This is a genomic window from Pseudomonas sp. GL_117 (assembly GCF_057835125.1).
In genome coordinates this window covers 4,544,279-4,569,916 of the sequence record NZ_CM174418.1, presented here as the reverse complement: position 1 = coordinate 4,569,916, position 25,638 = coordinate 4,544,279, and the positions used below count along the sequence as shown (strand labels likewise).

Genomic DNA, 25,638 nt, shown 5'->3' with positions numbered 1-25,638 from the left:
TGTTGTTGAAAGAGCTAATGCAGCGGTTGTGCCAAGTTGGCAGATGCCCGGATTTATTGGGTTTGGGCCCGATGTCGCAGAGCTATTTGCCCTCTAGTGGTGCAGCAGCCAGTACAGCAGCACCAGATTGAGCAGCAAAGACATGGCGGCCAGGGTTTGCCAGACCTTGAGCGGTTCGCGCTCCAGCAGCGGCCTTGGGTGCACGCTCAATTCGCGGCGGTCGGCCTGTTCCAGGTCGCGCAGCCACTCTTCAGCGGTTTCATAACGTTGTGTGGGTTGCGAGGCCACCGCCCGTCCCAGGCTCAGGGGCAGCCACTCCGGCAGGTCGGGGCGATACCGGCTGGCGCTGACGGGTTGGGTGAAGCGCGGCCGTTGGAACGCTTCGATTTCTCCGTAGGGATAATGCCCGGTCAGCAGGTAATACAGCGTCACGCCGACACTGTACAAATCCTGTTGGGCCGTAGGACGTTCTCCACTGAAAGCCTCGGGCGCGATAAAACTCGGGGTGCCGGGCAGCAGGTGCGCGCGGTCTTCGGAGAGCCCCGGGCAGTAGGCCAGGCCGAAATCCAGCACGCGCAACTCACCGTCGTCCCCCTGCAACAGGTTCTCCGGTTTTATGTCGCGGTGCAGGATCTGCCGCCGATGCAGCATGCCCACCGCGCGTACCAACCGCTCGGCGATGGACAGCCATTGCGCCAGGGGCAATGGGCCTTGTTGCTGGAACAGTTGTGCCAGGGTTCTCCCCGGATATTCGCGCATCACATAGTACAAATGCTGACGCGCGCTGGCGGCGTGGACTTCAGGAAACGCGCGCCCGGCTACCCGGCGCAGGAACCACTCCTCCGACAGCAAGGCCTGCCCCGCGTCGCTGTCGTCGTCGCGGTTGAGGGGCAGGGTTTTCAGCAGCCATGGCTGCTGCTGGGCATCGCGTACCCGGTACAGCAATGACTGTCGACTGTGTGCCAGCACACCTTCTACCTGCCAGCCCTCGAAGGATTGGCCGGTTTTCAGTGGCGGCGGCAGCGGCCATTGCTGCAACTGCACCAGCGCGTCGCCGAGGGTCGCGGCGCCGAGCGTGTCGATACGCACCAGCAGGGCACTGGCGTTGTCCTGGCTGCCGGCCAGGTGTGCGGCATTGACCAGGGTGTTGACCGCCAGTTCGAGGTCGGTTTGCTCACGCAGGATCGCGCTGATGCTGTGCTCGGCAAGGGTGGCCCACACGCCGTCGCTGAGCAGCAGGAAGCACTCGCCTTGGCGCAATTCGCCGTCGAGAAAGTCCAGCACCAGGTGTTGATCCAGGCCGAGGGCGCGCTTGAGCACATGCTGCATGCCCGGTTGCTCCCACACATGGTCGTCGCTGATGCGTTGCAACTCGCCATCCAGCCAGCGATACACCCGGCAATCGCCGACATGCGCCAGGGTGAAACGCTGGCCGCGAAACACCAGGGCGCTGAGGGTGGTCAGCAGTGGCTGGCCGCCGCCATTGGCTTGCAGCCAGCGGTTCTGCGCGAGCAGCAAGCGTTCGAGCGCCTGGGCCACGCCCCAGGTTTGCGGCGTGGCGTAATAGTCCAGGGCCAGTGCCTGCAAGGTCGAGCGTGCCGCCAGGCCGCCGTCGGCGCATTGGCTGACGCCGTCGGCCAGGGCGCACAGGTAACCTTTGCTTGCGGCCAGTTCGGCCACGGGCGTGACCACCCGCAGCGCGTCCTGGTTTTCCGGGCGTGGGCCGATGGCGCTGGCGTGGGCGATGCTCAGTTGCAGGCTCATCAGACGCGCGCGGCCGTCACGGCGGCCGAGCCCCAGGTGGTGCGCCAGCGACGCTTCACGCCGTGCAGGCCGAACCAGGCCAGCACGCCCAGGCTAGCGAACAGCCACAAGGCCAATTGATAGCTGCCGGTGCTCTGTTTGATCGCGCCCATTCCTGCCGCCAGGGCAAAGCCGCCGATACCGCCGGCCATGCCGATCAGGCCGGTCATCACGCCGATTTCACGGCGAAAACGTTGCGGCACCAACTGGAATACCGCGCCATTACCGGCACCAAGACCGAGCATGGTGCAGACGAAAAGTGCCAGTGCCGCGTAGGAACTCGGCAGGTTGAAACCCACCGCCGCGATGCACACCGCCGCCACGCCGTACATGCCGAGCAGGGTACGAATCCCGCCGAAACGGTCGGCCAGGGCGCCGCCCAGCGGGCGCATCAGGCTGCCGCCGAACACGCAGGCGGCGGTGTAGTAGCCAGCGGTCACCGGGCTCAGGCCGTACTGGTCGTTAAAATAGCCGGGCAGGGCACTGGCCAGGCCGATAAAGCCGCCGAAGGTCACGCTGTAGAAAAACATGAACCACCAGCTGTCACGGTCGCCCAGGGCCTTGAAGTAGTCGGCCATGGATTTGGCTTTCGGCCGTTCGGGAGCATTGCGGGCGAGCCAGGCGAACACGATCAGGGTCAGGGTCAATGGGATCAGCGCAAAACCGAACACATTGCTCCAGCCAAACGCGGCTGCCAGCACTGGCGCCAGCAACGCCGCAAACACGGTGCCGGAGTTGCCTGCGCCCGCAATGCCCATGGCTTTGCCTTGATGTTCGGCGGGATACCACTGGGACGCCAATGGCAATGCGACCGCAAAGGATGCGCCGGCCATGCCGAGGAACACGCCCAGCAACAGGGCTTGTTCGTAGCTGTGGATACCGAGTTTCCAGGCGCCTGATAACGCCGCGATCACGATCACCTGGCCGATCAGCCCGGCGGTCTTGGGTGACAGCTTGTCGGCCAGCATGCCCATCAAAAAGCGCAGCACCGCGCCGGCGAGGATCGGCGTCGCGACCATCAGGCCACGCTGTTGAGTGGTCAGGTGCAGGTCGGCGGCAATCTGAATCGCCAGCGGGCCCAACAGATACCAGACCATGAAGCTCAAATCGAAATACAGGAATGCGGCAAACAGGGTCGGGGTGTGCCCGGATTTCCAGAAGCTTGATTTCATCACGCACCTCAACGGTTGGTAGTCTTGTAAGAAGGCCTGGTGATGGAACAGCCGGCTAAGGCCGCCCCACCGGCCCCATGCACTGGGGCCAAAACGCAAAAACGCCGCCACCGGGTTCGCGAGGGGCAAACCGGATGTGCGACGTCTTTGTCGTGGAGGGGCAACCGCCGTTGGCTACCTGTGAAGATCCTTTAGCAAGAGCTGCGCCAGATCAGCGGAGCAACTCGCTCATGGCGATAATCTGCTCCGCCACCTGGATCAGTTTCTGCTGGCGACTCATGGCCTGGCGGCGCATCAGGGTGTAGGCCTCTTCTTCATTGCAGGCCTTCATTTTCATCAGCATGCCCTTGGCCAGTTCGATGCGCTTGCGCTCGGCCAACTGCTGGTCGCGGGCCTGCAGCTGGGCGCGCAGGGCCTGGTCACTCTCGAAGCGTGCCATGGCCACGTCGAGGATCGGTTGCAGGCGTTGGGCCTGGATGCCTTCGACGATGTAGGCGCTGACGCCGGACTTGATCGCCTGGCGCATCACATCTGGGTCATGTTCGTCGGTAAACATCACAATGGGCCGGGGCTGGTCGCGGCTGACCAGCACCACTTGTTCCATCACATCGCGCCCGGGTGACTCGGTATCGATCAGGATCACGTCCGGACGCACCGTTTCGACGCGCGCGGGCAGGTCGATGGTCAGGCCTGACTCATCGATCACCTCGAAACCGGCCTCGATCAGCGCGGCCTTGAGTCGGCCGACCTTACGCGGGGTGTCGTTGATCAACAGGATTCGCAGCATATCGTTCTTCCTGTCAGCGCAAGGCCTGGCGGCTTGTGGGATCGGTCATTGCGTGCAGGCGGAAACTGCGCGCGTAGGCGGCGGGGTCACGGCCGTCCCAGATCTTGCCGTCGATCAGTTGGCTGCTGCGCATGTCCGCGGCTGTCGTGCTGAGGCCAACGGCGCTGGCGGCGTCGCGATAGAGCGCTAGTTGCTGGACCTGGCGGGCAACATCCAGATAGTCCGGGTCGTCGCGCAACAGGCCCCAGCGACGGAATTGAGTCATGAACCACATGCCGTCGGAGAGATACGGCAGGTTTACCGCGCCTTCGGCAAAAAAACGCAGGGCATGGGGGTCTTGCCAGTGGTTGCCGAGGCCGTCGTCGTAGGTGCCGAGCAGGCGCGGTTCGATGCAGTCGAGCGGCGCGTCAAGGTAGTCGCGGGCGCTGAGCAATTGCGCGGTGGATCGGCGGTTTTCCTGGCTTTGTTCAATGAAGCGGCTGGCTTCGAGGATCGCCATCACCAGTACGCGAGCGGTGTTGGGGTATTGGTCGACGAACGCCTGGGTGCAGCCAAGGACTTTTTCCGGATGATCCGGCCAGATCGCCTGGGTAGTCGCCATCGTAAAGCCCTGGTTCTGCTTCACCGCGCTGGCGGACCAGGGTTCGCCGACACAGAAACCGTCGATACGCCCGGCTTGCAGATGCGCGACCATTTGCGGCGGAGGGACTACAACGCTATCGACATCCCGTAGCGGATGAATGCCCTGGCTCGCCAGCCAGTAATACAGCCACATGGCGTGGGTGCCTGTGGGAAACGTCTGGGCAAAGGTCAGTTTTGTGCGGCTTTGGTGCACGTGGCGATCCAGCGCCTCAGGAGTGACCACTCCTTGCTGTTGCAGGCCGTGGGACAGGTTGATGCTCTGGCCGTTCTGGTTCAGGCCCATCAGCACCGCCATGTCGGTCGGCGCAACGCCGCCGATGCCCAGGTGCACCGCGTAGATCAGCCCATACAGGCTGTGGGCGGCGTCGAGTTCACCGCTGACCAGTTTGTCGCGCAGGTTGGCCCAGGACGCCTGGCGCTTGAGGTTGAGTGTCAGGCCATAAGGTTGGGCGAAGCCCTGGGTGGCGGCGACGACCAGCGAGGCGCAATCGCTCAAGGCCATGAAGCCGAGGTCCAGGCTGCTTCTTTCCGGGGCGTCACTGCCATTGACCCAGGCCAGCGCATTGCGGGTCGGGCTGTAGTCTGCCGGTTCGTTCATCAACACCTGCCTTTTCTCTCAAAAAAAAGCGTCGTTCCCTCGGGTGGCGGTAGAGGCCCTTGCAAGGTAACGACGCCTTTGTCCGTAAGCCTGCGCCTTCGTTGGCGCGCGCTCTGATGCACAGTGCAAAGCAATGCACATGCCACGGGGCGGTGGAGGTCACTTGCCGTCAGCTTTCCGTCAAGATTGAAAGCTGAGTGCCTTTCAGTATGGCCGTTTCTTTACGCCCGGCCGCCCAGGAAACCCCAAGGTGCAGACTGATCCCCGTGCAAGCATGACCCGCCACCGGCTGTGCAACTGGTTGTTGTGCGTTGCGTTGTTGCTGGGCTCCTCGTTTGCCCGGGGTGAGCTCTATCTGGCGCAGGATCAAAGCCTGCGCAGGTTTTTTACCGCGCTTTCCGTGCCCCTGGGTTTGCCGGTGGTGGTCAGTCCTCAAGCCGCTCGCCGGCAGGTCAGTGGCGTATTCGATTTCGAGACCCCGCAACAGGTTCTGGAACTGCTGGCCGAGCGCGAAGGGTTGATCTGGTACAGCCACGGGCGCGTGGTGTACCTCTATGACGCTGGTGAAGCGCGCAGCTCGGCGGTGGCGCTCCGCTACATTTCCGTCGCTCGGCTGCGCAGCCTGATGGGGCGTGCCGGGCTTGACGAATCGCGTTATCCGCTGCGTGCAAGCGGAGCGCGTACGTTCTATGTGTCGGGCCCGCCAAGCTATGTGGACCGGGTACTGCGCCTGGCACAACTGATGGACCGCAAACCAGCCGAGCCCGCAGCGGCGTTTGGTGTGGTGCAGGTGTTCAACCGTGACGTGGCGGATCGCAGTTACGGGGCGGGCGCAAACACGATTACGGTGCCGGGGATGGTTTCGCTGATCGAGGCCCGCCTCGCCAAGGAGCGCAAGGGCGCGCCGGCTGACGCCCGTCTTGCGCTGATTGCCTACCCCGATACCAACAGCTTGCTGATCAAGGGCAAGCCCGCCCAGGTGACACTGATCAAGAAGTGGGTGGCGGAGTTGGATGTCTTCAAACCGCCGGATGATGCCGCGTTGTGGCAGGCCGACAATGCTGTGCCACCGCTGCTGAGTGCCGAGCAGTCCAAGCGTGTGCAACGTGCATTTATGCGGCCGGGTCGCGAAATCTCTCACTGAATAGGCGTTTTCCCATGCACCTGGAAATACTTCTGCAGGAGCAACTGATCAGTCGCAAGCGCCTGGCGGCGTTCGACGTGGGCAAGGTGCTGCCCTTGGCACCGGGCATCACCCGCTGCGTCGAAGTTCGGGTTAACGGCCATTTAATGGCGTTGGGCGAGCTGGTGCAGTTGGAGGATCGGTTAGGGATTGAGCTGCATGAGATCTACCAGGAGTGGCTAGGTCGGTAGGGCCGCGCAAGGAATTGTCCTAAGGCACGCTTCCGAAAATCGCGGGATGAATGGGTTTTGTCCTAGCGCGAGGTGTAGGACGGTTTTTTATAGTCATGCGGTTGGCGGGTGGTCGGTACAGGAAAATAGGGAATTCAATGTCAGTAGTTGGATGCAGAGGTACGTATGGCTGTCGTGATTGATGAATCGACGGCGCCCCTCGTCTTTGCCCGCTGGACCTTGCATGGCGATGGCCGTTTGACCAGCGGGGAGGTGGACATTCAGTTGCCGCCCAAAGAGGGGCAGGTCCTGCGGTTGCTGCTGGCCTCGGCCGGCACGCTGATGACCAAGGATCGTTTGCTGGAGCTGGCCTGGCCTCGTGGCGAGGTGGCCGAGGAATCACTGACGCGTTGCATCTACTCGCTGCGCAAGCACTTGAAGGGCGACAAGGGCTTTATCAAGACGATCTATGGCAGGGGCTATCGCTTTACCTGCGAGGTGCGGACCGGGGCGGATGATCCCGCGCCGGTCGCGTATGTGTGTTCGGTGTGTGGGCAGGTGAGCAATGGTTAAGGTGTGGAGCAAAGGGTTGTTGCTGAGCCTATTGATGGGCAGCACCCCGGCACTGGCGTACTGCTGGGACGAAGTGGCCAGCCGCTACGACATTGAGCCGGAGTTGCTGCAGGCCATCGCGGCAGTAGAGTCAGGCTACCGCGCCAGCGCGATCAACACCGCCAATCGTAATGGCACGCGAGACATCGGCCTGATGCAGATCAACAGCATTCATTTGCCGCGATTGCTCAACCAGGGCATTACCGAAGAGAGGCTGTTGAGCGAGCCGTGTCTGTCGATAGAGGTAGCGGCTTCGATTCTTTCCGAGTTCATTCAGCGCTTTGGCTACAACTGGACCGCCGTGGGTTCCTATAACGTCGGTGTAGGCTCCGGCCCCAAGCGTGATGCGCTACGGATGCAGTATGCGCAGAAGATCTGGGCGCGTTATGAGGAACTGGTCGCCAATCGCAGCTGATGATTGGGCGGCACGCCTCGCATGCAGCGCGCCACCGCGGCTATAATCGCCGTCACCTTTCGCCGCCATCCGAGTCTAGCCCGCCCATGTATACCCTGGCCCGCCAGCTGTTGTTCAAACTCTCTCCGGAAACTTCCCACGATCTGTCCCTGGACCTGATCGGTGCCGGTGGCCGCCTGGGGCTCAATGGCCTGGTATGCAAGGCGCCGGCAAAGATGCCGGTGTCGGTAATGGGGCTGGATTTCCCCAATCCGGTCGGGCTGGCGGCTGGCCTGGACAAGAACGGCGCGGCCATCGACGGCTTCGCGCAACTGGGTTTCGGTTTTGTCGAAATCGGCACCGTGACCCCGCGTCCGCAGCCGGGCAACCCCAAGCCGCGCATCTTCCGCTTGCCGGAAGCCGAGGCGATCATCAACCGCATGGGGTTCAACAACCTGGGGGTCGATAACCTGCTGTCGCGGGTTCAGGCGGCGAAGTACAAGGGCATCCTCGGCATCAATATCGGCAAGAACTTCGACACGCCGGTGGAACGTGCGGTGGATGACTACCTGATCTGCCTGGACAAGGTCTACGCCCACGCCAGCTACGTCACGGTCAACGTCAGCTCACCCAATACCCCGGGCCTGCGCAGCCTGCAGTTCGGTGACTCCCTCAAGCAATTGCTTGAAGCCCTGCGCCAGCGCCAGGAAGACCTGGCCGTACGCCATGGCAAGCGCGTGCCGTTGGCGATCAAGATTGCCCCGGACATGAGCGACGAAGAAACCGTACTGGTGGCCCAGGCCCTGGTGGATTCGGGTATGGATGCAGTGATTGCCACCAACACCACCCTCAGTCGTGTCGGTGTCGAAGGCCTTGCCCATGGCGACGAAGCGGGTGGCCTGTCAGGTGCGCCGGTGCGTGAGCAGAGCACCCATATCGTCAAGGTGTTGGCCGCCGAACTGGCCGGGCGCTTGCCGATCATCGCCGCGGGCGGTATCACCGAAGGCAAGCATGCGGCCGAGAAGATCGCTGCCGGCGCCAGCCTGGTGCAGTTGTACTCCGGGTTCATCTACAAGGGCCCGGCGCTGATCCGCCAGGCGGTGGATGCCATCGCCGCACTGCCAAAGGCCTGACAAGCGCCCATTAAAAAGGGCTCCATAAAGGAGCCCCCTGGGCCGAAGCCCGCCGCCCGGATAGGACGTGCATGGTTAAGTCGTTATCGCTTCAACAGTGTGTGTCGGAATTGAATGCCCTTATTAGCCGACGGCGTGAAGTTCGTTGAGTCTGTGGATTCCCGCAGTGCCAGTCATACCGTCCCAGTTGTCGCCGCGTCCTTCTCGCCAGCCGTTGATCCAGGCTTGGCGTACCGACGGTAGAGTAAATGGGCAAAGCTCACGGGATTTGCCATGAACGCCATATTGATATCCGCGTAAAAACGCTCTTTCCAACGGATCACGCTTAAGTCTTCTCATAGGGTGTTTCCCTCACTTGTTGACTGTCTTGATATCCTTCGGCCCCGTTGGGAGCCGGGCAGAGTTTTTCTGCCGTTGGTGGGCTCGCTGCCGGCGTGGCGAGCCTATGTGTCGGCGTCGTTACGGCGCCAACCTGTGTTGAGTTCTAACCAATAGGTCACATGGATTCAATGATCGTTTTGTCATAAGCACGTAACGATAACGATGCTATAGCCATAAGCTGGGCTGGCTTTTCGCCCCATTTGTCTGGCAAACCCAGCTATGATGCACCCTGCAAAGAGGATGGGTTTAATCCTTTAGTGAGAATGCCCGCCCGTTGCAGTCGGTTATTATTCGACGAAGGGTCGGAATATTTCCTTTTGTTGCTGCACTTTATCGATCTGCCCCGTCACTCAACGCCCAAAGGGCCTGCAGGCGGGGTGGGACGGCACATTCGTGCCACGCGAGCACTCTTCAAGAAAAGTGCTTGATTGAAAACCGAGCCGGCGATGCGTCGCCCGTTCATTTATTGCTGAAAAGCCTGGAATGCCCCATGTCGGACCGTTTTGAACTCTTCCTCACTTGCCCCAAGGGCCTCGAAGGCCTGCTGATCGAGGAAGCCATCGGGCTTGGCCTTGAGGAAGCTCGCGAGCACACCTCGGCCGTGCGCGGCATGGCCGACATGGAAACCGCCTACCGCCTGTGCCTCTGGTCGCGCCTGGCCAACCGCGTGTTGTTGGTGCTCAAGCGCTTCCCGATGAAGGACGCCGAAGACCTCTACCACGGCGTGCTGGACATCGAATGGGCCGATCACATGGTGCCGGACGGCACCTTGGCCGTGGAATTCAGCGGCCATGGCTCGGGCATCGACAACACCCACTTCGGCGCGCTGAAGGTCAAGGATGCGATTGTCGACAAGCTGCGCACCCCGACCGGCGAACGTCCGTCCATCGACAAGATCAACCCGGACCTGCGCATCCACCTGCGCCTGGACCGTGGCGAAGCCATTCTGTCCCTCGACCTCTCCGGCCACAGCCTGCACCAGCGCGGCTACCGTCTGCAGCAGGGTGCAGCACCGTTGAAGGAAAACCTCGCGGCAGCCGTGCTGATCCGTGCCGGCTGGCCGCGCATCGCTGCCGAAGGCGGCGCGCTGACTGACCCGATGTGCGGCGTGGGTACCTTCCTGGTGGAAGGCGCGATGATCGCTGCCGACATGGCACCGAACCTGAACCGTGAGTTGTGGGGCTTCACCACCTGGCTCGGTCACGTCCCGGCTTTGTGGAAGAAACTTCACGCCGAAGCGTCGGAACGTGCCGCGATCGGCATGAACAAACCGCCGTTGTGGATTCGTGGCTATGAAGCCGACCCGCGCCTGATCCAACCTGCGCGCAACAACATCGAACGCGCGGGCCTGAGCCATTGGATCAAGGTGTACCAGGGCGAAGTCGGCACGTTCGAGCCGCGCCCGGACCAGAACCAGAAAGGCCTGGTCATCTGCAACCCGCCGTACGGCGAGCGTCTGGGTGACGAAGCCAGCCTGTTGTACCTCTACCAGAACCTCGGCGAGCGCCTGCGCCAGGCGTGCATGGGCTGGGAAGCGGCGGTGTTCACCGGCGCGCCGGACCTGGGCAAGCGCATGGGCATCCGCAGCCACAAGCAGTATTCGTTCTGGAACGGTGCGTTGCCGTGCAAATTGCTGCTGATCAAGGTCAACCCCGACCAGTTCGTCACCGGCGAGCGTCGCACGCCAGAGCAACGCCAGGCGGAACGTGAGCAAGCCGCTTACGATCAAGCCCCGGTCGAGCCGCAAGAGCGCCAGTACAACAAGAACGGCAACCCGATCAAGCCCGCCCCGGCTCCGGTGGTTGAACAGGCACGCCTGAGTGAAGGCGGGCAGATGTTCGCCAATCGCCTGCAAAAGAACCTCAAGCTGCTGGGCAAGTGGGCCAAGCGCGAAGGCGTGGATTGCTACCGCGTGTACGACGCCGACATGCCGGAATATTCCATGGCCATCGACCTGTACCACGATTGGGTGCATGTGCAGGAATACGCCGCACCGAAGTCCATCGACCCGGAAAAAGCCTCCGCCCGCATGTTTGATGCCCTGGCCGCGATTCCCCAGGCGCTGAACATCGACAAGAGCCGCGTCGTCGTCAAGCGCCGCGAGCGCCAGAGTGGCACCAAGCAGTACGAGCGCCAGAGCGCCCAGGGCAAGTTCACTGAGGTCAGCGAAGGCGGCGTGAAGTTGCTGGTCAACCTCACCGACTACCTCGACACCGGCCTGTTCCTCGACCACCGTCCGATGCGCATGCGTATCCAGAAAGAAGCGGCCGGCAAGCGTTTCCTCAACCTGTATTGCTACACCGCTACCGCAAGTGTGCACGCAGCCAAGGGCGGCGCACGCAGCACCACCAGTGTCGATTTGTCCAAGACTTACCTGGACTGGGCGCGTCGCAACTTCTCCCTCAACGGTTTCTCCGACAAGAACCGTCTGGAGCAGGGCGATGTGATGGCGTGGCTGGAAGCCAGTCGTGATGAATTCGACCTGATCTTCATCGACCCGCCGACCTTCTCCAACTCCAAGCGCATGGAAGGCATCTTCGACGTGCAGCGTGACCACGTGCAGCTGCTCGACCTGGCCATGGCCCGCCTGGCGCCGGGTGGCGTGCTGTATTTCTCGAACAACTTCCGCAAGTTCGCGCTGGAGGACAACCTCAGCGAGCGCTATGCGGTCGAAGAGATCAGTGACAAGACCATTGACCCGGATTTCGCGCGCAACGCGAAGATTCACCGGGCGTGGAAAATCACTGCACGCTGATCGCTCCTAAAAAAAGCCGCAAGCCTGGATTTTTCCGGGCTTGCGGCTTTTTTGCGCTGGTCAAATACAGGGCCGATGGCTATAACTTAATGCCTAGCCAAAGTGACACCCCCCGCACGCTGGCGTTGTGAGTGTTGCCTATGCCGTTGCAAGCTGTTCGCCCGAAAATCCTAGGTTTTATCAGTGAGCAGGCATCGGCTTGGCTGGTGGCGTTGATGGTGTTCCTGGCCGGTGGCGCGCTGACGTTGATCATCGCCTGGGCCGCCTCCGACCTCTACGAGCAGCAGGTGCGCCAACGCTTTCAACTGCTGGTCAATGAACGCTACACCCGCCTGCAAGAGCGCTTCGAGGACCAGGAGCAACGCCTGGGCAGCCTGCGGCGTTTTTTCGTCAACTCCGGCGAGGTTTCCCGCGAAGAATTCGATGGTTTTGCCCAGCCCCTGCTGTTGCGGACCCGTGCTTATGCCTGGGCGCCACGGGTGTTTCGCGACCAGCGCAGTGCGTTTGAAGAGGATGTGTCGCGCCAGCGCGGTGAGCCGTTCAGCATTCGTGAGCTGAATGCCCAAGGGGAGCTGGCGTCGGCGCCCGAGCGCGATGAATACGTGCCGGTGCTCTACAGCCAGACCCAGAGTCTGCTCGGCTCGCCCCTGGGCTTTGACTTGCTGGCCCAGCCGCTGCGGCGTTCAGTTCTTGAGCGCGCGTTGAAGACGGGCAAGCTGGCCGTGTCGCAACCCATGCAACTGGTCGGCGTCGAACCAGCCTACGCCGCCGGCGTCTTGCTGGTGGCACCCGTGAGTAAGCTGCCCGAAACCCAACAATCCCAGGCTGAGCCCTACGGCTATGTGATGGCGGTGATCAGCATGCGGCAATTGGTGGCCGACGGTTTGCCCAAGCCGAACCGTGACAACCTGGTCATGCAGATCATCGACACGTCCGACATCCGCAAGCGCGCACTGTATGAGTCCAGCAATGCGCCGGGCAGCAGCGACCTGGTGGCCGCACGCCGGCTGAGCCTGGGGGATCATGTGTATGCCTTGAACCTGCGTCCGAGCCAGGTGTTCGACCAGGCCAACCATTCCTCGATGAGTACGATCCTGACCATGGGCGGGCTGCTTAGCCTGTTGCTCAGCGCGTTGCTGTATGTGTTGGTCAGCCAGCGCCAGCGCGCGCTGAAACTGGTCGAGCAACGCACCGAGCAGTTGCGTGTGCGAGAGCTGGAGTTGCGCGGCGCCCATGGGCAACTGCGCAGCGTGCTGAATGCGGCGACCCAAGTCGCAATCATTGCTACCGACCTGCGCGGCGTGATCAACACCTTCAATGCGGGGGCCGAGCAGATGCTGGGGTTCAAGTCCGAGGATGTGTTGGGGCGCTTGACCCTGGACAGCCTGCACCTGGAATCGGAGCTCGATGCCCGCGCCGCCACGCTGAGCATGGCCATGGGCAAGCGGATTCCGCCAAGCCAGGCGATGCTGGTGGAGCGCCCCGACCACCAGCACGAGGCTCGGGAGTGGACCCTCAAGCGCCGGGACGGCAGCCAACTGACCGTGAATATGCTGGCCACCGTATTGCTTGATGACCATGGCTTGTGGGTCGGGCACTTGGCGATCTACCTTGACATCACCGAGCAAAAGCGCGCCTACGAGGCCCTGGCCGCGCGGGACCGCCTGCTCAAGAAACTCAGTGCCCACGTGCCCGGCGGGATCTTCCAGTTCACCCTCGAAGCCCATGAAAAGTGGCGTTTCATCTACGCCAGCGATGGCATGCGCGATATTTATGAAATCGAGCCAGGCACGTTGCAACAGGACGCCAGCCGGGTGCTTGAGCGCATTCATCCCCTGGATGTGGAGCGGGTGCGGGCATCGATTCGTCTATCTGCGTTGCAGTTGAGCCATTGGCGTGAAGAGTACCGTGTGCAGTTGCCGCAACGCGGCCTGCGCTGGATTCGCGGCGAAGCCACGCCGGAAGAATTACCGGGAGGCGGCACCTTGTGGCATGGCTACGTATCGGATATTTCCGATCTGAAACGGGTCGAGGAAGAGCTGCGCGCGCTCTCCATCACCGACTCTCTGACTGGCATCCACAACCGCCGCTATTTCCAGGACCGCCTCAAGGCCGAGATGTTACGACTCAACCGTGTCTCCGGTTCGCTGTCGTTGATCATGCTGGATATTGACCACTTCAAGCGGATCAACGACCAGCATGGCCACGGCGTGGGCGATGGGGTGTTGCAGGAGCTGTGCAGGCGCATCAGTGTGCGCCTGCGGCGTACCGACGTGTTCTGCCGCCTGGGCGGTGAAGAGTTCATGGTGCTGTGCCCCAACACCGACGGCAAGCAGGCCTACAGCCTGGCGATGGAATTGTGGCAGTCGTTGCGCAATGCGCCGATGGAGCCGGTGGGCATTGTCACTGCCAGCTTTGGTGTGGCCAGTTGGCGGGTGGATGAAGGCATCGATGGCTTGCTGTTGCGGGCGGACTCGGCGGTGTATGTCGCCAAGCAGGCGGGCAGGGACCGGGTGGAGGTTGAAGGCTTGCGTACGTGAGACCGTCGCAAGCCCTCCTACAGATTAAAGGACTGGCGCGGCCGCCACCGCCTTCGGCTGGCGGTACAGGTCCAGCAACACCTGATCCAGCACCGACGATGCCCCCCACGGCTTCGGATCGTTGAGGATTGCCACCACCGCCCAGGTATTGCCGTTGTTGTCGCGGCTGAATCCGGCGATGGCGCGCACGGTGTTCAAGGTACCGGTCTTGACGTGGGCCTCGCCGCGCATCGCGGTGGTCTTCAGGCGTTTACGCATGGTGCCGTCGGTGCCGGCAATCGGCAGTGAGCTGATGTACTCCGCCGCGTAGGGGCTTTTCCATGCCGCTTGCAACATGGCGGCCATTTCGCGGGCGCTGACACGTTCGGCACGGGACAAGCCGGAGCCGTTCTCCATCACCAGGTGCGGCGCGGTGATGCCCTTTTTCGCCAACCATTGGCGCACGACACGCTGGCCGGCTTTGGCGTCGTCACCGTCGGCATCGTTGCGGAACTGCGCGCCCAGGCTCAGGAACAACTGCTGGGCCATGGTGTTGTTACTGTATTTGTTGATGTCGCGGATGATTTCCGCCAGGTCCGGCGAGAACGCCCGAGCCAGTACCTTGGCATCCTTGGGCACTGGTGCCTGAATGTCGCGGCCCTGGATGGAACCGCCCAGCTCCTGCCAGATCGCCCGCACGGCGCCGGCGGTGTAGGTGGCATGGTCGAGCAGCGACAGGTACGTCTGCGAGCTGCAGCCATCGGCCAACTGGCCGCTGACGGTCACCGTCACGCTGCCATCGGCGGCCGTTACCGGGTTGTAGCGCACATCGCCAGTGCATTGCTTGGCGTTGGACACCTTGACCTGATTGTCGATGCGGATGCTGGCAATTGGCGGCTCGACCGAGACGATCACCCGCCCCGAATCATTGCGGGTCACAAAACGCAGGGCCTTGAGGTTGACCAGCAGGGCGTCGGGCTTGACCAGGAACGGCTTGTTCTCGTCGTTGCCATCGTCATTGAACTCGGGCAAGAGCGGCTGTTTGAAGAAGGCACGGTCCAGCACCAGGTCGCCGGTGACTTGCTGCACACCGTTGGCGCGCAGGTCGCGCATCAGCAGCCAGAGTTTTTCCATGTTCAGCTTGGGATCACCGCCGCCCTTGAGGTACAGGTTGCCGTGCAACACGCCACCGCTGAGGGTACCGTCGGTGTAGAACTCGGTTTTCCACTGGTGGTTGGGCCCCAGCATTTCCAGAGCCGCGTAGGTGGTGACCAGCTTCATGGTGGAGGCCGGGTTGACCGAGACGTCGGCGTTGAAGACGGTAGGTGTGCCCGGGCCGTTCAGGGGGATCATTACCAGGGACAGTGCATTGTTTTGCAGTTTGGCTTTGGACAGCGCCTGTTGGACATTCGGCGGCAGGCTGTTGTTGACGGGGGCGGCGCGGACGCAGAAGGCCAATGGCAAGAGCAGACCGGCAAGGAGCAATGGACGAAAAGATTTGATCATAAAGAATAAAACCCTACTGCTGAGAAGGGTGAAAAAGGCGAGGGGTATAGACAGAAAATCCCTCATTGGTCATGAAAGTGTCGGCATTATGCCCCAAGGTGGGGCCTGTTGTAGCTGAACGATAGCTGGAAATCGGCGTTTTTTTGCAGGCAATTTGCCGCCCGTCCCAGAGAGTCGGGCAATCGCCGCCTTAAACTGCTAAAGTGCCGCCCGTTATTACTTAAGAGGATTGTTCCAATGGCGACTAACCGTTCCCAGCGTCTGCGCAAAAAACTGTGCGTTGATGAATTTCAAGAGCTGGGTTTCGAACTGAACCTGGACTTCAACGAAGGCCTGAGTGAAGAAGCTATCGACGCTTTCCTCGAAGCATTCATCAAAGAAGCCATGGAAGCCAACGGTCTGGGCTATGTTGGCGGCGATGACTTCGGTCTGGTTTGCTTGCAGAAGCGTGGCTCGGTCTCCGAAGAGCAGCGTGCTGCCGTTGAAGCCTGGCTGAAAACCCGTTCCGAGCTGACCAAGGCTGAAGTCAGCCCGTTGCTGGACGTGTGGTATCCGGAAAAGCCGATCAACGCGGCTAAGTGATACTGAAAAAAACGGCGACCTGAGGGTCGCCGTTTTTTTATGCCTTGCGCCCATTCAGAATCAACAGCGTCAACACCCCCGCGACAATCCCCCAGAACGCCGACCCGATGGAAAACAGCGTCAAGCCTGACGCAGTGACCATAAAGGTGATCAACGCCGCTTCCCGCTCCTTCGGCTCGTTCATGGCGATGCTCAGGCCATTGATGATCGAGCCAAACAATGCCAACGCCGCGATCGACAGCACCAGTTCCTTGGGCAATGCGGCGAACAGTGCCGCCAGCGTCGCGCCAAACACCCCGGCAATCCCGTAGAACACCCCGCACCAGACCGCCGCCGTGTAGCGCTTGTTACGGTCTTCATGGGCGTGAGGCCCGGTGCAGATCGCCGCGCTGATCGCGGCCAGGTTGATGCCGTGGGAACCGAAAGGCGACAGTACCAGGGATGCGAGGCCCGTAGCGGTGATCAGCGGCGAGGCTGGAACGTTGTAGCCATCTGCCCGCAAGACCGCCACGCCGGGCATGTTTTGCGAGGTCATCGCCACCACGAACAGCGGGATGCCGATGCTGATGGTCGCCGCCAGGGAGAAGTGCGGGGTGGTCCATACCGGCGTCGCCACTTCCAGGTGGAAGCCGCTGAAATCCAACAGGCCCATCCACCCCGACAGCAGCGTGCCGAGCACCAGCGCAGCCAACACCGCATAACGCGGCGACAGGCGCTTGATGATCAGGTAGGTGAAAAACATCCCCAGCACCAGGCCGGTGCGGTGTTGCGCGGCGACAAAAATCTCGCTGCCGATCTTGAACAGGATCCCCGCCAGCAAGGCCGCAGCCAGCGACGCCGGGATGCGCTTGACGAGTTTTTCAAAACTGCCGGTCAACCCACAGATCGTCACCAGCACCGCGCAGGTGATGTAGGCGCCGATGGCCTCGCCGTAACTCACTCCACCCAGGCTGGTGATCAGCAACGCGGCGCCGGGTGTCGACCAGGCAATGGTGATCGGCGTGCGATAGCGCAAGGACAGGCCGATGCTGCACACCGCCATGCCGATGGAAATCGCCCAGATCCACGAGGAAATCTGCGCCGTGGTCAAACCGGCGGCCTGACCGGCCTGGAACATCAGCACCAGGGAGCTGGTATAGCCGGTCATCATGGCGATGAAACCGGCGACGATCGCCGATGCAGAGGTGTCGGCCAGTGGGCGCAGCGGCGCTTGGGCGGCTTCGGACATAGAAAGGTGTTCCTTTAACCAGAGAAATTGCTGATTCAAGCCTAAACTCAAACGTAACCACTCATTGCAATACAGCCGAGACCGCAAACAGCCGTACAGTGTGTTGGCGCAATCGGTTGTGTACAATGTGCGCTGTTTTTAGGTGATACTTGCCAGCAACACGCTGTTGCCGTATTACCGTTATTTCGCCGCCGTTCTCCCGACCCGAGTGCCCATGAACGAACAGTTGCAACCTCTCAAGAAACAACCGCGAGCTGGCAAGGCCGGTCGCAGCGGAACCCAGGACGATATTGTCTACGCGCATATCTTCGAGGCGATCCTCGAACAACGCCTGGCACCCGGCACCAAATTGAGCGAAGAGGCACTGGGCGAAATCTTCGGCGTCAGCCGCACCATCATTCGTCGCGCCCTGTCGCGCCTGGCCCATGAAGGCGTGGTGCTGCTGCGGCCCAACCGCGGTGCAGTGGTTGCCAGCCCGAGTGTGGAAGAGGCCCGCCAGGTATTTATGGCGCGGCGTCTGGTAGAACGCGCGATTACCGAGCTGGCGGTCCAGCACGCCACTGCCGAACAATTGGCCGAACTGCGTCAGATGGTCAACGACGAGCGCGACAGCTTTTCCCGTGGCGACCGTGGGGCGGGTATCCGTCTCTCCGGCGAATTCCACCTCAAGCTGGCCGAGGCGGCGAAAAACGCGCCGCTGATCAGCTTCCAGCGCAGCCTGGTGTCCCAGACGTCATTGATCATCGCCCAGTACGAAAGCGGCAACCGCTCGCACTGCTCCTACGATGAACACACCCAGTTGATCGATGCGATCGAAGCGCGGGACGCGGCGTTGGCCGTGGACCTGATGATGCATCACATGGATCACATCGACAGCAAGCTCAACCTTGATGAGGAAAGTGCGTCGGATGATTTGCATGCGGTGTTTTCGCACCTGTTGCAGACCAAGAAACCGGGGCGCTCTTCAGTAAAACTGTAATTTCCCTGAATCACCGGGGACAAAAAATGTGGGAGCGGGCTTGCTCGCGAATGCGGTGGATCAGTCGAAACATCTGTGACTGACATACCGCATTCGCGAGCAAGCCCGCTCCCACATTGGTTTTGTGGTGTTTGCTGGATTAGCGTTGGTGTACCAATTGCCCGGCCGCATAGGTCTGCAACACCGTCCGATCATCCCCAAGCGTCATCAGCACAAACAACGTCTCGGCAATGTCATTGGCCTGTTTCAAGCGATAGCTCAGCAGCGGCGTGGCGTTGTAGTCCAGCACCAGGAAATCCGCATCCGTGCCCGGCTGCAACGTACCGATCTTGTCTTCCAGGCGCAGCGCCCGTGCGCCGCCCAATGTGGCGAGATACAGCGACTTGAACGGGCTCAATCGCGCGCCCTGCAACTGCATGACCTTGTAGGCTTCGTTCAAGGTTTGCAGCAACGAGAAGCTGGTGCCGCCGCCCACGTCCGTGCCCAGTCCTACATTCAATTTGTGTTTTTCCGCCATCGGCAGGTTGAACAAACCACTGCCGAGGAACAGGTTCGACGTCGGGCAGAACGCCACCGCCGAACCGGTCTCCGCCAACCGCGCGCACTCGTCATCACACAGGTGCACACCGTGGGCAAACACCGAGCGCTCGCCGAGCAGCTGGTAATGGTCGTACACATCCAGGTAGCCGTTTCGCTCGGGGAACAGCTCTTTTACCCACTCGATTTCCTGCTTGTTCTCACTGATGTGAGTCTGCATGTACAGGTCCGGGTATTCCCCCAGCAGTTGCCCGGCCAGCGCCAGTTGTTCCGGCGTGCTGGTCGGTGCGAAGCGTGGCGTGACGGCGTAGTGCAGGCGGCCCTTGCCGTGCCAGCGCTCGATCAGCGCCTTGCTTTGCTGGTAGCCGGTTTCGGCGGTGTCGGTCAGGTAGTCCGGGGCATTGCGGTCCATCATCACCTTGCCGGCGATCATGCGCAGGTCGAGTTTTTCCGCTGCTTCAAAGAACGCATTCACCGACTGCGGATGCACGCTGCCGAACACCAGCGCAGTGGTGGTGCCGTTGCGTAGGAGTTCCTTGATGAAGATGTCGGCGACTTCCTCGGCGTGGGCCTTGTCGGCGAATTGGCTTTCACACGGGAAGGTGTAGGTGTTGAGCCAGTCCAGCAACTGCTCGCCGTAGGCGCCGACCATGCCGGTTTGCGGCAGGTGGATGTGGGTGTCGATCAGGCCGGGGGTGATCAGCGCATCCTGGTAGTGGGTGATGTCGATGTCGGAAGGTAGGGTCGGCAGCAGGTCCTGCGCATGGCCGACAGCGCTGATCTGACCGTTCTCAATCACCAGTAGGCCATCTTCGAAATACTCGTAGGAGGCTTCGATGCCAACTTCGGCGGGGTCGGCGATGCTGTGCAGAATGGCGGCACGGTAGGCTTTGCGAGTCAAAGGCATGGTTATCTCAATTCAAATGGCTTGGCTGCGGCGTGAAGCCGGCAGCAGTTTGGCAATGGGTTCGGCGCTGGCGGTGTGCTGGCCGAAATTGGCGTTATAGGTGGCGATGATCTCGCCGGCGATGGAGATGGCGATCTCTACCGGCAATTTGCCCTTTACCTCGCTGAGGCCCATGGGGCAGCGCATGCGTTGCAATTGCGCGGCGTCGAAGCCGCGCTCACGCAGGCGGTGTTCGAACTTGACGCGTTTGGTCTTCGAGCCGATCAGGCCGAAGTAGGCGAAGTCGTTGCGTTTGAGCAGGGCGGCGGTGAGTTCCAGGTCCAGCGCGTGATTGTGGGTCATGACGATGCAGTAACTGCCCGCTGGCAGGTCGGCAATTTCGTCGACCGGCTCTTCGCTGACGATTTTACGCACGCCCTGGGGGATATGTTCCGGAAACTCCTGTTCACGCGAATCGATCCAGCGCACCCGGCACGGCAGGCTCGCCAGCAACGGCACCAGCGCGCGGCCGACGTGGCCGGCGCCAAACACCGCGATCTGTGCCTGCACCTGGCCCATGGGTTCGAACAGCAGCACCGTCACGCCGCCGCAGCACTGGCCCAGGCTGGCGCCGAGGCTGAAGCGCTCCAGATGGGTGTTCTGCTGGCCACGCACGAGCATGTCCCGGGCGATCTGCATCGCCTTGTATTCCAGGTGCCCGCCGCCGATGGTGTCGAAGGTCTGGGCGGCGCTGATCACCATCTTGGAACCGGCATTGCGTGGTGTGGAGCCGAGTTCTTCGATGATGGTCACGAGCACGCAGGGTTCGCCGCTGGTTTGCAGGTGGGCGAGGGCGCTGATCCAGTTGTTCATGTCTACCTCAACATTTCTGTTGTCAGTTCGTCCGTCTTCGCGAGCAAGCCCGCTCCCACAGGGGATTGCATTCCAAATGTGGGAGCGGGCTTGCTCGCGAAGGCCGCGCTTGGGTCTAGAGCGAAGCCATCTCGGTATCAGCCTCAGCCACCTTCGCCGCCGTCAACTGCCGCATCTGCTCACAGCCCCACAGCACCCGCTCCGGCGTCGCCGGGGCATCGATCTTTGGCTGATGCCGGTAATCCGCCAGGCTCGCCACCGCATCCTTGATCGCGCACCACGAGGCAATCCCGAGCATGAACGGCGGTTCGCCCACAGCCTTGGAATGGAACACCGTGTCTTCCGGGTTCTTGCGGTTTTCCACCAGCTTGACCCGCAGGTCCAGCGGCATGTCCGCCACCGCCGGGATCTTGTAGCTGGCCGGACCGTTGGTCATCAGCTTGCCCTTGTTGTTCCACACCAACTCTTCCATGGTCAGCCAGCCCATGCCCTGGATAAACCCGCCTTCGACCTGGCCGATGTCGATGGCCGGGTTCAGCGAGGCGCCCACGTCGTGGAGGATGTCGGTGCGCAGCATCTTGTATTCGCCGGTCAGGGTATCGACGATCACTTCGCAGCACGCCGCGCCGAAGGCGAAGTAGTAGAACGGCCGGCCGCGTGACTGGCTGCGGTCGTAGAAGATTTTCGGGGTCTTGTAGAACCCGGTACTCGACAGCGAAACCTGGGCGAAATACGCCTGTTGGATCAGCGCTTCGAAGGTCAGGATCTGCTCACGCACGCGCACATGGCCGTTGTGGAACGCCACGTCCGCTTCACTGACGTCGTACTTGCGCGCAGCAAACTCCACCAGGCGTTGCTTGATGGTTTCGGCGGCGTTCTGCGCGGCCTTGCCGTTCAGGTCGGCACCGCTGGAGGCGGCAGTCGGCGAGGTGTTGGGCACTTTGTCGGTGTTGGTGGCGGTGATCTGCACGCGGTCGATTTCCACCTGGAACACTTCGGCCACCACTTGCGCGACCTTGGTGTTCAAGCCCTGGCCCATTTCGGTGCCGCCGTGGTTCAGGTGGATGCTGCCGTCCGTATAGATATGGATCAGCGCACCGGCCTGGTTGAGGAAACTGGCGGTAAACGAAATGCCGAACTTCACCGGGGTCAGCGCCAGGCCTTTTTTCAGGATCGGGCTATGGGCGTTGTACAGGCGGATCGCTTCGCGGCGCTCGGCGTATTGGCTGCTGGCCTCCAGTTCGGCGGTCATCTCTTCGAGCAGGTTGTGTTCGACGGTCTGGTAGTAGTGGGTGACGTTGCGCTCGGTCTTGCCGTAGTAGTTGGCCTTGCGCACCGCCAGCGGATCGAGGGCTAGATGGCGCGCGATGGCGTCCATTACTTCCTCGATAGCGACCATGCCTTGCGGGCCGCCGAAGCCGCGATACGCGGTGTTGGACGCGGTGTTGGTCTTGCAGCGATGGCCGTTGACGGTGGCGTCGCCCAGGTAATAGGCGTTGTCGGCGTGGAACATCGCACGGTCGACAATCGAGTTGGACAAGTCCGGCGAGCAGCCGCAGTTGCCGGCCAGGTCCAGGTTGATCCCGTGCAGGCGGCCGCTGTCGTCAAAGCCCACGTCGTATTCGATATAGAAGGGGTGGCGCTTGCCGGTCATCAGCATGTCTTCGACACGCGGCAGGCGCATCTTGGTCGGCTGGCCGGTGAGGCGCGCGACCACCGCGCACAGACACGCGGGGCTGGCGGCCTGGGTTTCCTTGCCGCCGAAACCACCGCCCATGCGGCGCATGTCGACCACGATCTTGTTCATCGACACGTCCAGCACTTCGGCCACCAGTTTCTGCACTTCGGTGGGGTTCTGCGTGGAGCAGTAGACGATCATGCCGCCGTCTTCGGTGGGCATTACCGAGGAGATTTGCGTCTCCAGGTAGAAGTGTTCCTGGCCGCCGATGTGCAGGGTGCCCTGGATACGGTTTTTGGCCGACGCCAGCGCGCCTGCCGAATCACCCCGTTGGTGGGTGTGGCTGTCGAGCACAAAGTGCTTGTTGCGGAAGGCCTCGACCACATCCAGCACCGGCTCCAGGTCTTCGTATTCGATCACCGCAGCCATCGCGGCTTTGCGCGCGGTTTCCAGATCACGCGCGGCGACGGCGAGTACGACCTGGCCGACGAACTGCACCGTGTCGATGGCCAGCAACGGGTCGCCGGGCAGCAGCGGGCCGATGTCTTTCAGGCCTGGCACGTCTTCGTGGGTGATGACGATACGCACGCCTTCGAAGGCATAGCAGGGGGCGGTGTCGATGCTGAGGATTTTCGCGTGGGCGCGGTCGGACATGCGCGCATACAGGTGCAACTGGTTGGGGAATTCCAGGCGGTCATCGATGTACTGCGCTTCGCCGCTGACGTGCTTGGCGGCGCTGTCATGCTTGACGCTGCGGCCGACTCCGGTGGTGAGGTCCTGGGCGAACAACTCGGCCAGTTCGGCCTGGGTTTTAACGACGGCGTGATGGTTAGACATAAGCGGTCACCCGAGTCTCGATGTGCGGCGTTTGCAGCTCGATGAAGTATTTGCGCAGCAGGTTCTGTGCGCTGAGCAGGCGGTATTCCTTACTGGCGCGGAAGTCCGACAGTGGGGTGAAATCCTCGGCCAGGGCGGCGCAGGCGTTCTCGACGGTGGCGCTGTTCCAGGTGGCGCCGAGCAACGCGGCTTCGCAGCTTTTGGCGCGTTTGGGCGTGGCGGCCATGCCGCCGAACGCCACGCGGGCTTCGCGCACCACACCGTTGTCGATCTTCAGGTTGAACGCGGCGCAGACCGCGGAAATATCATCGTCCAGGCGCTTGGACACCTTGTAGGCGCGAAACAGTGCATGGCCCTTGGGTACGATGATTTTTTCGATGAATTCGCTGTCCTGGCGGGCGGTGACGCGGTAGTCGATGAAATAGTCTTCCAGCGCCAGGGTGCGACGGGTGTTGCCCTTGCACAGCACGATCTGCGCGCCGAGGGCGATCAGCAGCGGCGGCGAATCGCCAATCGGCGAGGCGTTGCCAATGTTGCCACCGAGGGTGCCCTGGTTGCGGATCTGCAAGGAGGCAAAGCGCTGCAGCAGTTCACCGAAGTCCGGGTAGGCCTGGTGCAGCGCGGTGTAGCAATCGGAGAGGGCAGTGGCGGCGCCGATTTCCAGGCGGTCATCGAAGTCTTCGATGCGCTTCATCTCTTCGATGTTGCCGACGTAGATCATCACTGGCAGGGTGCGGTGAAACTGCGTGACTTCCAGGGCCAGGTCGGTGCCGCCAGCCAGCAGTCGCGCTTGCGGGTAGGAATCGTAGAGGTCGGCCAGGTCGGCGACGGTCAGCGGCACCAGGCAGCGTTTGTCGCCACTGTTGAGTTCGCCGGTCTGGGTCGGCGCGATGGCTTTGAGGCTCGCGATGGTCTGGGCTTCTCGGCTGTCGAACTGATCCTGGGGTTTGTTGCAGCAGGCCTGTTCGGCAGCGGCGAGGATCGGGCGATAGCCGGTGCAGCGGCACAGGTTGCCGGCCAGGGCTTCATGGGCTTTTTGGCTGTCGGGGGCGTCGCTGTTCTTTTGCAGGGCGAACAGCGACATCACGAAACCAGGGGTGCAAAAGCCGCACTGCGAGCCGTGGCACTCGACCATCGCCTGTTGCACGCTGTGCAGTTGGCCCTGGTGCTTGAGGTCTTCGACGCTGATCAGTTGTTTGCCGTGCAGCGACGACACGAAGGTCAGGCACGAGTTGAGGCTGCGATAACGGATCTGCTCGGCGCCCTGGGCGTCGGTGTGCAGTTCGCCGACCACCACGGTGCACGCACCGCAGTCGCCGCTGGCGCAGCCTTCCTTGGTGCCGGGCTTGCCCAGATGCTCGCGCAGATAGTTGAGCACGGTGAGATTGGGGTCCAGGGCGTGCTCGCTACGGAGTTCCTGGTTGAGTAAAAACTGGATCACGGAAGGCCTCGCAGACTCATTATTGTTGTTAACCGCTTTGCGCCGAATCTAGTCATCTCTGACTTTTCGGTCAACGAATTTCTGACCAGGAGGTCAAGAAAATGCGATCGCAACACTTTCAATTATGGTCCAGTCTTCTGGAACCGGCGTTTTCAGGGGCTTTTGAGTTTTCAGCTTTGCTTATTCCGTGCCAAATTCGCCACGGTGGGCGTAGCGCCATCAGCGGGCCAATGCGCTACACTGCCGCGCTTGTATCGATAGAAGATTTTGAAGGGAAAACATGACGTTCAAGGCGCCGGACAGTCTCGCCGAGCAAATCGCTCACCACCTCGCCGAACGCATCATTCGCGGCGAACTCAAGCCTGGGGAGCGCATCCAGGAGCAAAAGGTCACGCTGGCCCTCAACGTCAGCCGTGGTTCCGTGCGCGAAGCCTTGTTGATCCTCGAACGCCGCCACCTCATCGCGATCCTGCCGCGCCGTGGCGCCCACGTCACCGAACTCACCGCGCACAAGGTGCAGAGCCTGTGCACGCTGATGGGCGAGTTGTACATCCTGCTCGGCAATGCGGTCGCCCAAGGCTGGCAGACCCAGGCCGACATGGCGCCGTTCGTGCAGATCCAGCAGCGCCTGGTGACCAATTTCGAGCGCCAGGACATCCGCGCCTTCGTCGAAGAAAGCTTCAACGTGATGCGCGCCGCGTACCCCTTCGCCAACAACCCGTACCTGCAGGAAACCGTCGAGAACCTGCAACCGGCGATGAACCGCGCGTATTACCTGGCGCTGGATCAACGCAAGGCGTCCATGAGCGAATACCTGGTGCTGTTCGAGCAACTGCTCGCCGCCGTACTCGCCCGTGACCTGGCGCAGATCCGCCTGGTGTTGTCGGCCTACGGCGAGCGCAGTTGCTCGCTGGTCATCGCTGCGTTGGCGGACGCCTAAAC

Annotated in this window: 21 protein-coding genes; 10 read left to right on the top strand and 11 right to left on the bottom strand. The window is 61.7% G+C overall.

Annotated features, from left to right (window positions below):
• Window positions 1–93: 93 nt before the first annotated feature.
• The 4 genes from AC3ISR_RS20675 to AC3ISR_RS20660 form a co-directional block, all read right to left on the bottom strand.
• The gene (locus AC3ISR_RS20675; RefSeq protein WP_192297157.1) at window positions 94–1,764 is read right to left on the bottom strand and encodes a bifunctional protein-serine/threonine kinase/phosphatase; all 1,671 of its coding nucleotides are present in this window, start codon (window positions 1,762–1,764) and stop codon (window positions 94–96) included.
• A complete protein-coding gene (locus AC3ISR_RS20670) occupies window positions 1,764–2,975 on the bottom strand; it encodes a nitrate/nitrite transporter (protein WP_463984204.1) in 1,212 nt (403 codons plus the stop codon). The genes AC3ISR_RS20675 and AC3ISR_RS20670 overlap by 1 nt, the downstream gene beginning before the upstream one ends.
• A 211-nt stretch (window positions 2,976–3,186) precedes the next feature.
• Window positions 3,187–3,762, bottom strand: a complete 576-nt coding sequence (locus tag AC3ISR_RS20665; RefSeq protein ID WP_192297155.1) for an ANTAR domain-containing response regulator — start codon at window positions 3,760–3,762, stop codon at window positions 3,187–3,189.
• A gap of 13 nt (window positions 3,763–3,775) precedes the next feature.
• Complete coding sequence (locus AC3ISR_RS20660; RefSeq protein WP_192297154.1) at window positions 3,776–5,002, bottom strand: CmpA/NrtA family ABC transporter substrate-binding protein; 1,227 nt, start codon at window positions 5,000–5,002, stop codon at window positions 3,776–3,778.
• Window positions 5,003–5,252: 250 nt separating this feature from the next.
• On the opposite strand from AC3ISR_RS20660, the gene AC3ISR_RS20655 reads away from it, so the two are divergent.
• From AC3ISR_RS20655 to AC3ISR_RS20635, 5 genes are all read left to right on the top strand, one after another.
• The gene (locus tag AC3ISR_RS20655) at window positions 5,253–6,146 is read left to right on the top strand and encodes a secretin N-terminal domain-containing protein (RefSeq protein WP_463984205.1); all 894 of its coding nucleotides are present in this window, start codon (window positions 5,253–5,255) and stop codon (window positions 6,144–6,146) included.
• Between the two features lie 14 nt (window positions 6,147–6,160).
• On the top strand, window positions 6,161–6,376 hold the full coding sequence (locus tag AC3ISR_RS20650) for a FliM/FliN family flagellar motor switch protein (RefSeq protein WP_463984206.1): 216 nt from the start codon (window positions 6,161–6,163) through the stop codon (window positions 6,374–6,376).
• 165 nt (window positions 6,377–6,541) lie between these two features.
• Window positions 6,542–6,928: a winged helix-turn-helix domain-containing protein gene (locus AC3ISR_RS20645; RefSeq protein ID WP_226454900.1), complete on the top strand. Its 387-nt coding sequence runs from the start codon at window positions 6,542–6,544 to the stop codon at window positions 6,926–6,928.
• Window positions 6,921–7,382 (top strand): transglycosylase SLT domain-containing protein, encoded by a 462-nt coding sequence (locus AC3ISR_RS20640; RefSeq protein WP_192297151.1) that lies wholly within the window; start codon window positions 6,921–6,923, stop codon window positions 7,380–7,382. The genes AC3ISR_RS20645 and AC3ISR_RS20640 overlap by 8 nt, the downstream gene beginning before the upstream one ends.
• Window positions 7,383–7,468: 86 nt before the next feature.
• Window positions 7,469–8,494, top strand: coding sequence for a quinone-dependent dihydroorotate dehydrogenase (locus AC3ISR_RS20635; RefSeq protein ID WP_192297150.1), 1,026 nt, complete (start codon window positions 7,469–7,471; stop codon window positions 8,492–8,494).
• Between the two features lie 123 nt (window positions 8,495–8,617).
• Here the strand turns inward: AC3ISR_RS20635 and rmf are convergent, their stop codons facing one another.
• Window positions 8,618–8,833, bottom strand: a complete 216-nt coding sequence (gene rmf / locus AC3ISR_RS20630; protein WP_002553055.1) for a ribosome modulation factor — start codon at window positions 8,831–8,833, stop codon at window positions 8,618–8,620.
• A 532-nt stretch (window positions 8,834–9,365) separates the two neighbouring features.
• Between rmf and rlmKL the strand changes: the two genes are divergently transcribed.
• Window positions 9,366–11,630 carry a bifunctional 23S rRNA (guanine(2069)-N(7))-methyltransferase RlmK/23S rRNA (guanine(2445)-N(2))-methyltransferase RlmL gene (gene rlmKL / locus AC3ISR_RS20625; RefSeq protein WP_192297149.1) on the top strand — a complete coding sequence of 755 codons (2,265 nt, stop codon included), beginning with the start codon at window positions 9,366–9,368 and terminating at the stop codon, window positions 11,628–11,630.
• A 140-nt stretch (window positions 11,631–11,770) separates the two neighbouring features.
• Window positions 11,771–14,170: a sensor domain-containing diguanylate cyclase gene (locus tag AC3ISR_RS20620; RefSeq protein ID WP_463984207.1), complete on the top strand. Its 2,400-nt coding sequence runs from the start codon at window positions 11,771–11,773 to the stop codon at window positions 14,168–14,170.
• A gap of 24 nt (window positions 14,171–14,194) precedes the next feature.
• On the opposite strand, the gene dacB is transcribed toward AC3ISR_RS20620, so the two are convergent.
• Window positions 14,195–15,655: a D-alanyl-D-alanine carboxypeptidase/D-alanyl-D-alanine endopeptidase gene (dacB, locus tag AC3ISR_RS20615; protein ID WP_463984208.1), complete on the bottom strand. Its 1,461-nt coding sequence runs from the start codon at window positions 15,653–15,655 to the stop codon at window positions 14,195–14,197.
• Between the two features lie 237 nt (window positions 15,656–15,892).
• Here dacB and AC3ISR_RS20610 point away from each other — a divergent pair, with 237 nt between their 5' ends.
• Entirely contained in the window at window positions 15,893–16,237 is a 345-nt protein-coding gene (locus tag AC3ISR_RS20610) for a YggL family protein (RefSeq protein ID WP_016979277.1), read from the top strand.
• Window positions 16,238–16,274: 37 nt separating this feature from the next.
• On the opposite strand, the gene AC3ISR_RS20605 is transcribed toward AC3ISR_RS20610, so the two are convergent.
• Entirely contained in the window at window positions 16,275–17,465 is a 1,191-nt protein-coding gene (locus AC3ISR_RS20605; RefSeq protein ID WP_192297146.1) for a benzoate/H(+) symporter BenE family transporter, read from the bottom strand.
• Window positions 17,466–17,679: 214 nt separating this feature from the next.
• Between AC3ISR_RS20605 and AC3ISR_RS20600 the strand changes: the two genes are divergently transcribed.
• Window positions 17,680–18,444, top strand: coding sequence for a GntR family transcriptional regulator (locus AC3ISR_RS20600; protein ID WP_192297145.1), 765 nt, complete (start codon window positions 17,680–17,682; stop codon window positions 18,442–18,444).
• Between the two features lie 139 nt (window positions 18,445–18,583).
• Here the strand turns inward: AC3ISR_RS20600 and guaD are convergent, their stop codons facing one another.
• The 4 genes from guaD to xdhA all read right to left on the bottom strand — a co-directional run bounded on the left by guaD (window position 18,584) and on the right by xdhA (window position 24,696).
• Complete coding sequence (guaD, locus tag AC3ISR_RS20595; RefSeq protein WP_192297144.1) at window positions 18,584–19,888, bottom strand: guanine deaminase; 1,305 nt, start codon at window positions 19,886–19,888, stop codon at window positions 18,584–18,586.
• A gap of 12 nt (window positions 19,889–19,900) precedes the next feature.
• Window positions 19,901–20,740 (bottom strand): xanthine dehydrogenase accessory protein XdhC, encoded by an 840-nt coding sequence (gene xdhC, locus AC3ISR_RS20590; RefSeq protein ID WP_463984209.1) that lies wholly within the window; start codon window positions 20,738–20,740, stop codon window positions 19,901–19,903.
• Window positions 20,741–20,855: 115 nt separating this feature from the next.
• On the bottom strand, window positions 20,856–23,255 hold the full coding sequence (gene xdhB, locus AC3ISR_RS20585; protein WP_463984210.1) for a xanthine dehydrogenase molybdopterin binding subunit: 2,400 nt from the start codon (window positions 23,253–23,255) through the stop codon (window positions 20,856–20,858).
• Window positions 23,248–24,696, bottom strand: coding sequence for a xanthine dehydrogenase small subunit (gene xdhA / locus AC3ISR_RS20580; protein ID WP_463984211.1), 1,449 nt, complete (start codon window positions 24,694–24,696; stop codon window positions 23,248–23,250). Before xdhA ends, xdhB begins: the two co-directional genes overlap by 8 nt.
• 280 nt (window positions 24,697–24,976) lie before the next feature.
• On the opposite strand from xdhA, the gene AC3ISR_RS20575 reads away from it, so the two are divergent.
• Complete coding sequence (locus tag AC3ISR_RS20575) at window positions 24,977–25,636, top strand: GntR family transcriptional regulator (protein ID WP_192297140.1); 660 nt, start codon at window positions 24,977–24,979, stop codon at window positions 25,634–25,636.
• Window positions 25,637–25,638 lie beyond the last annotated feature (2 nt).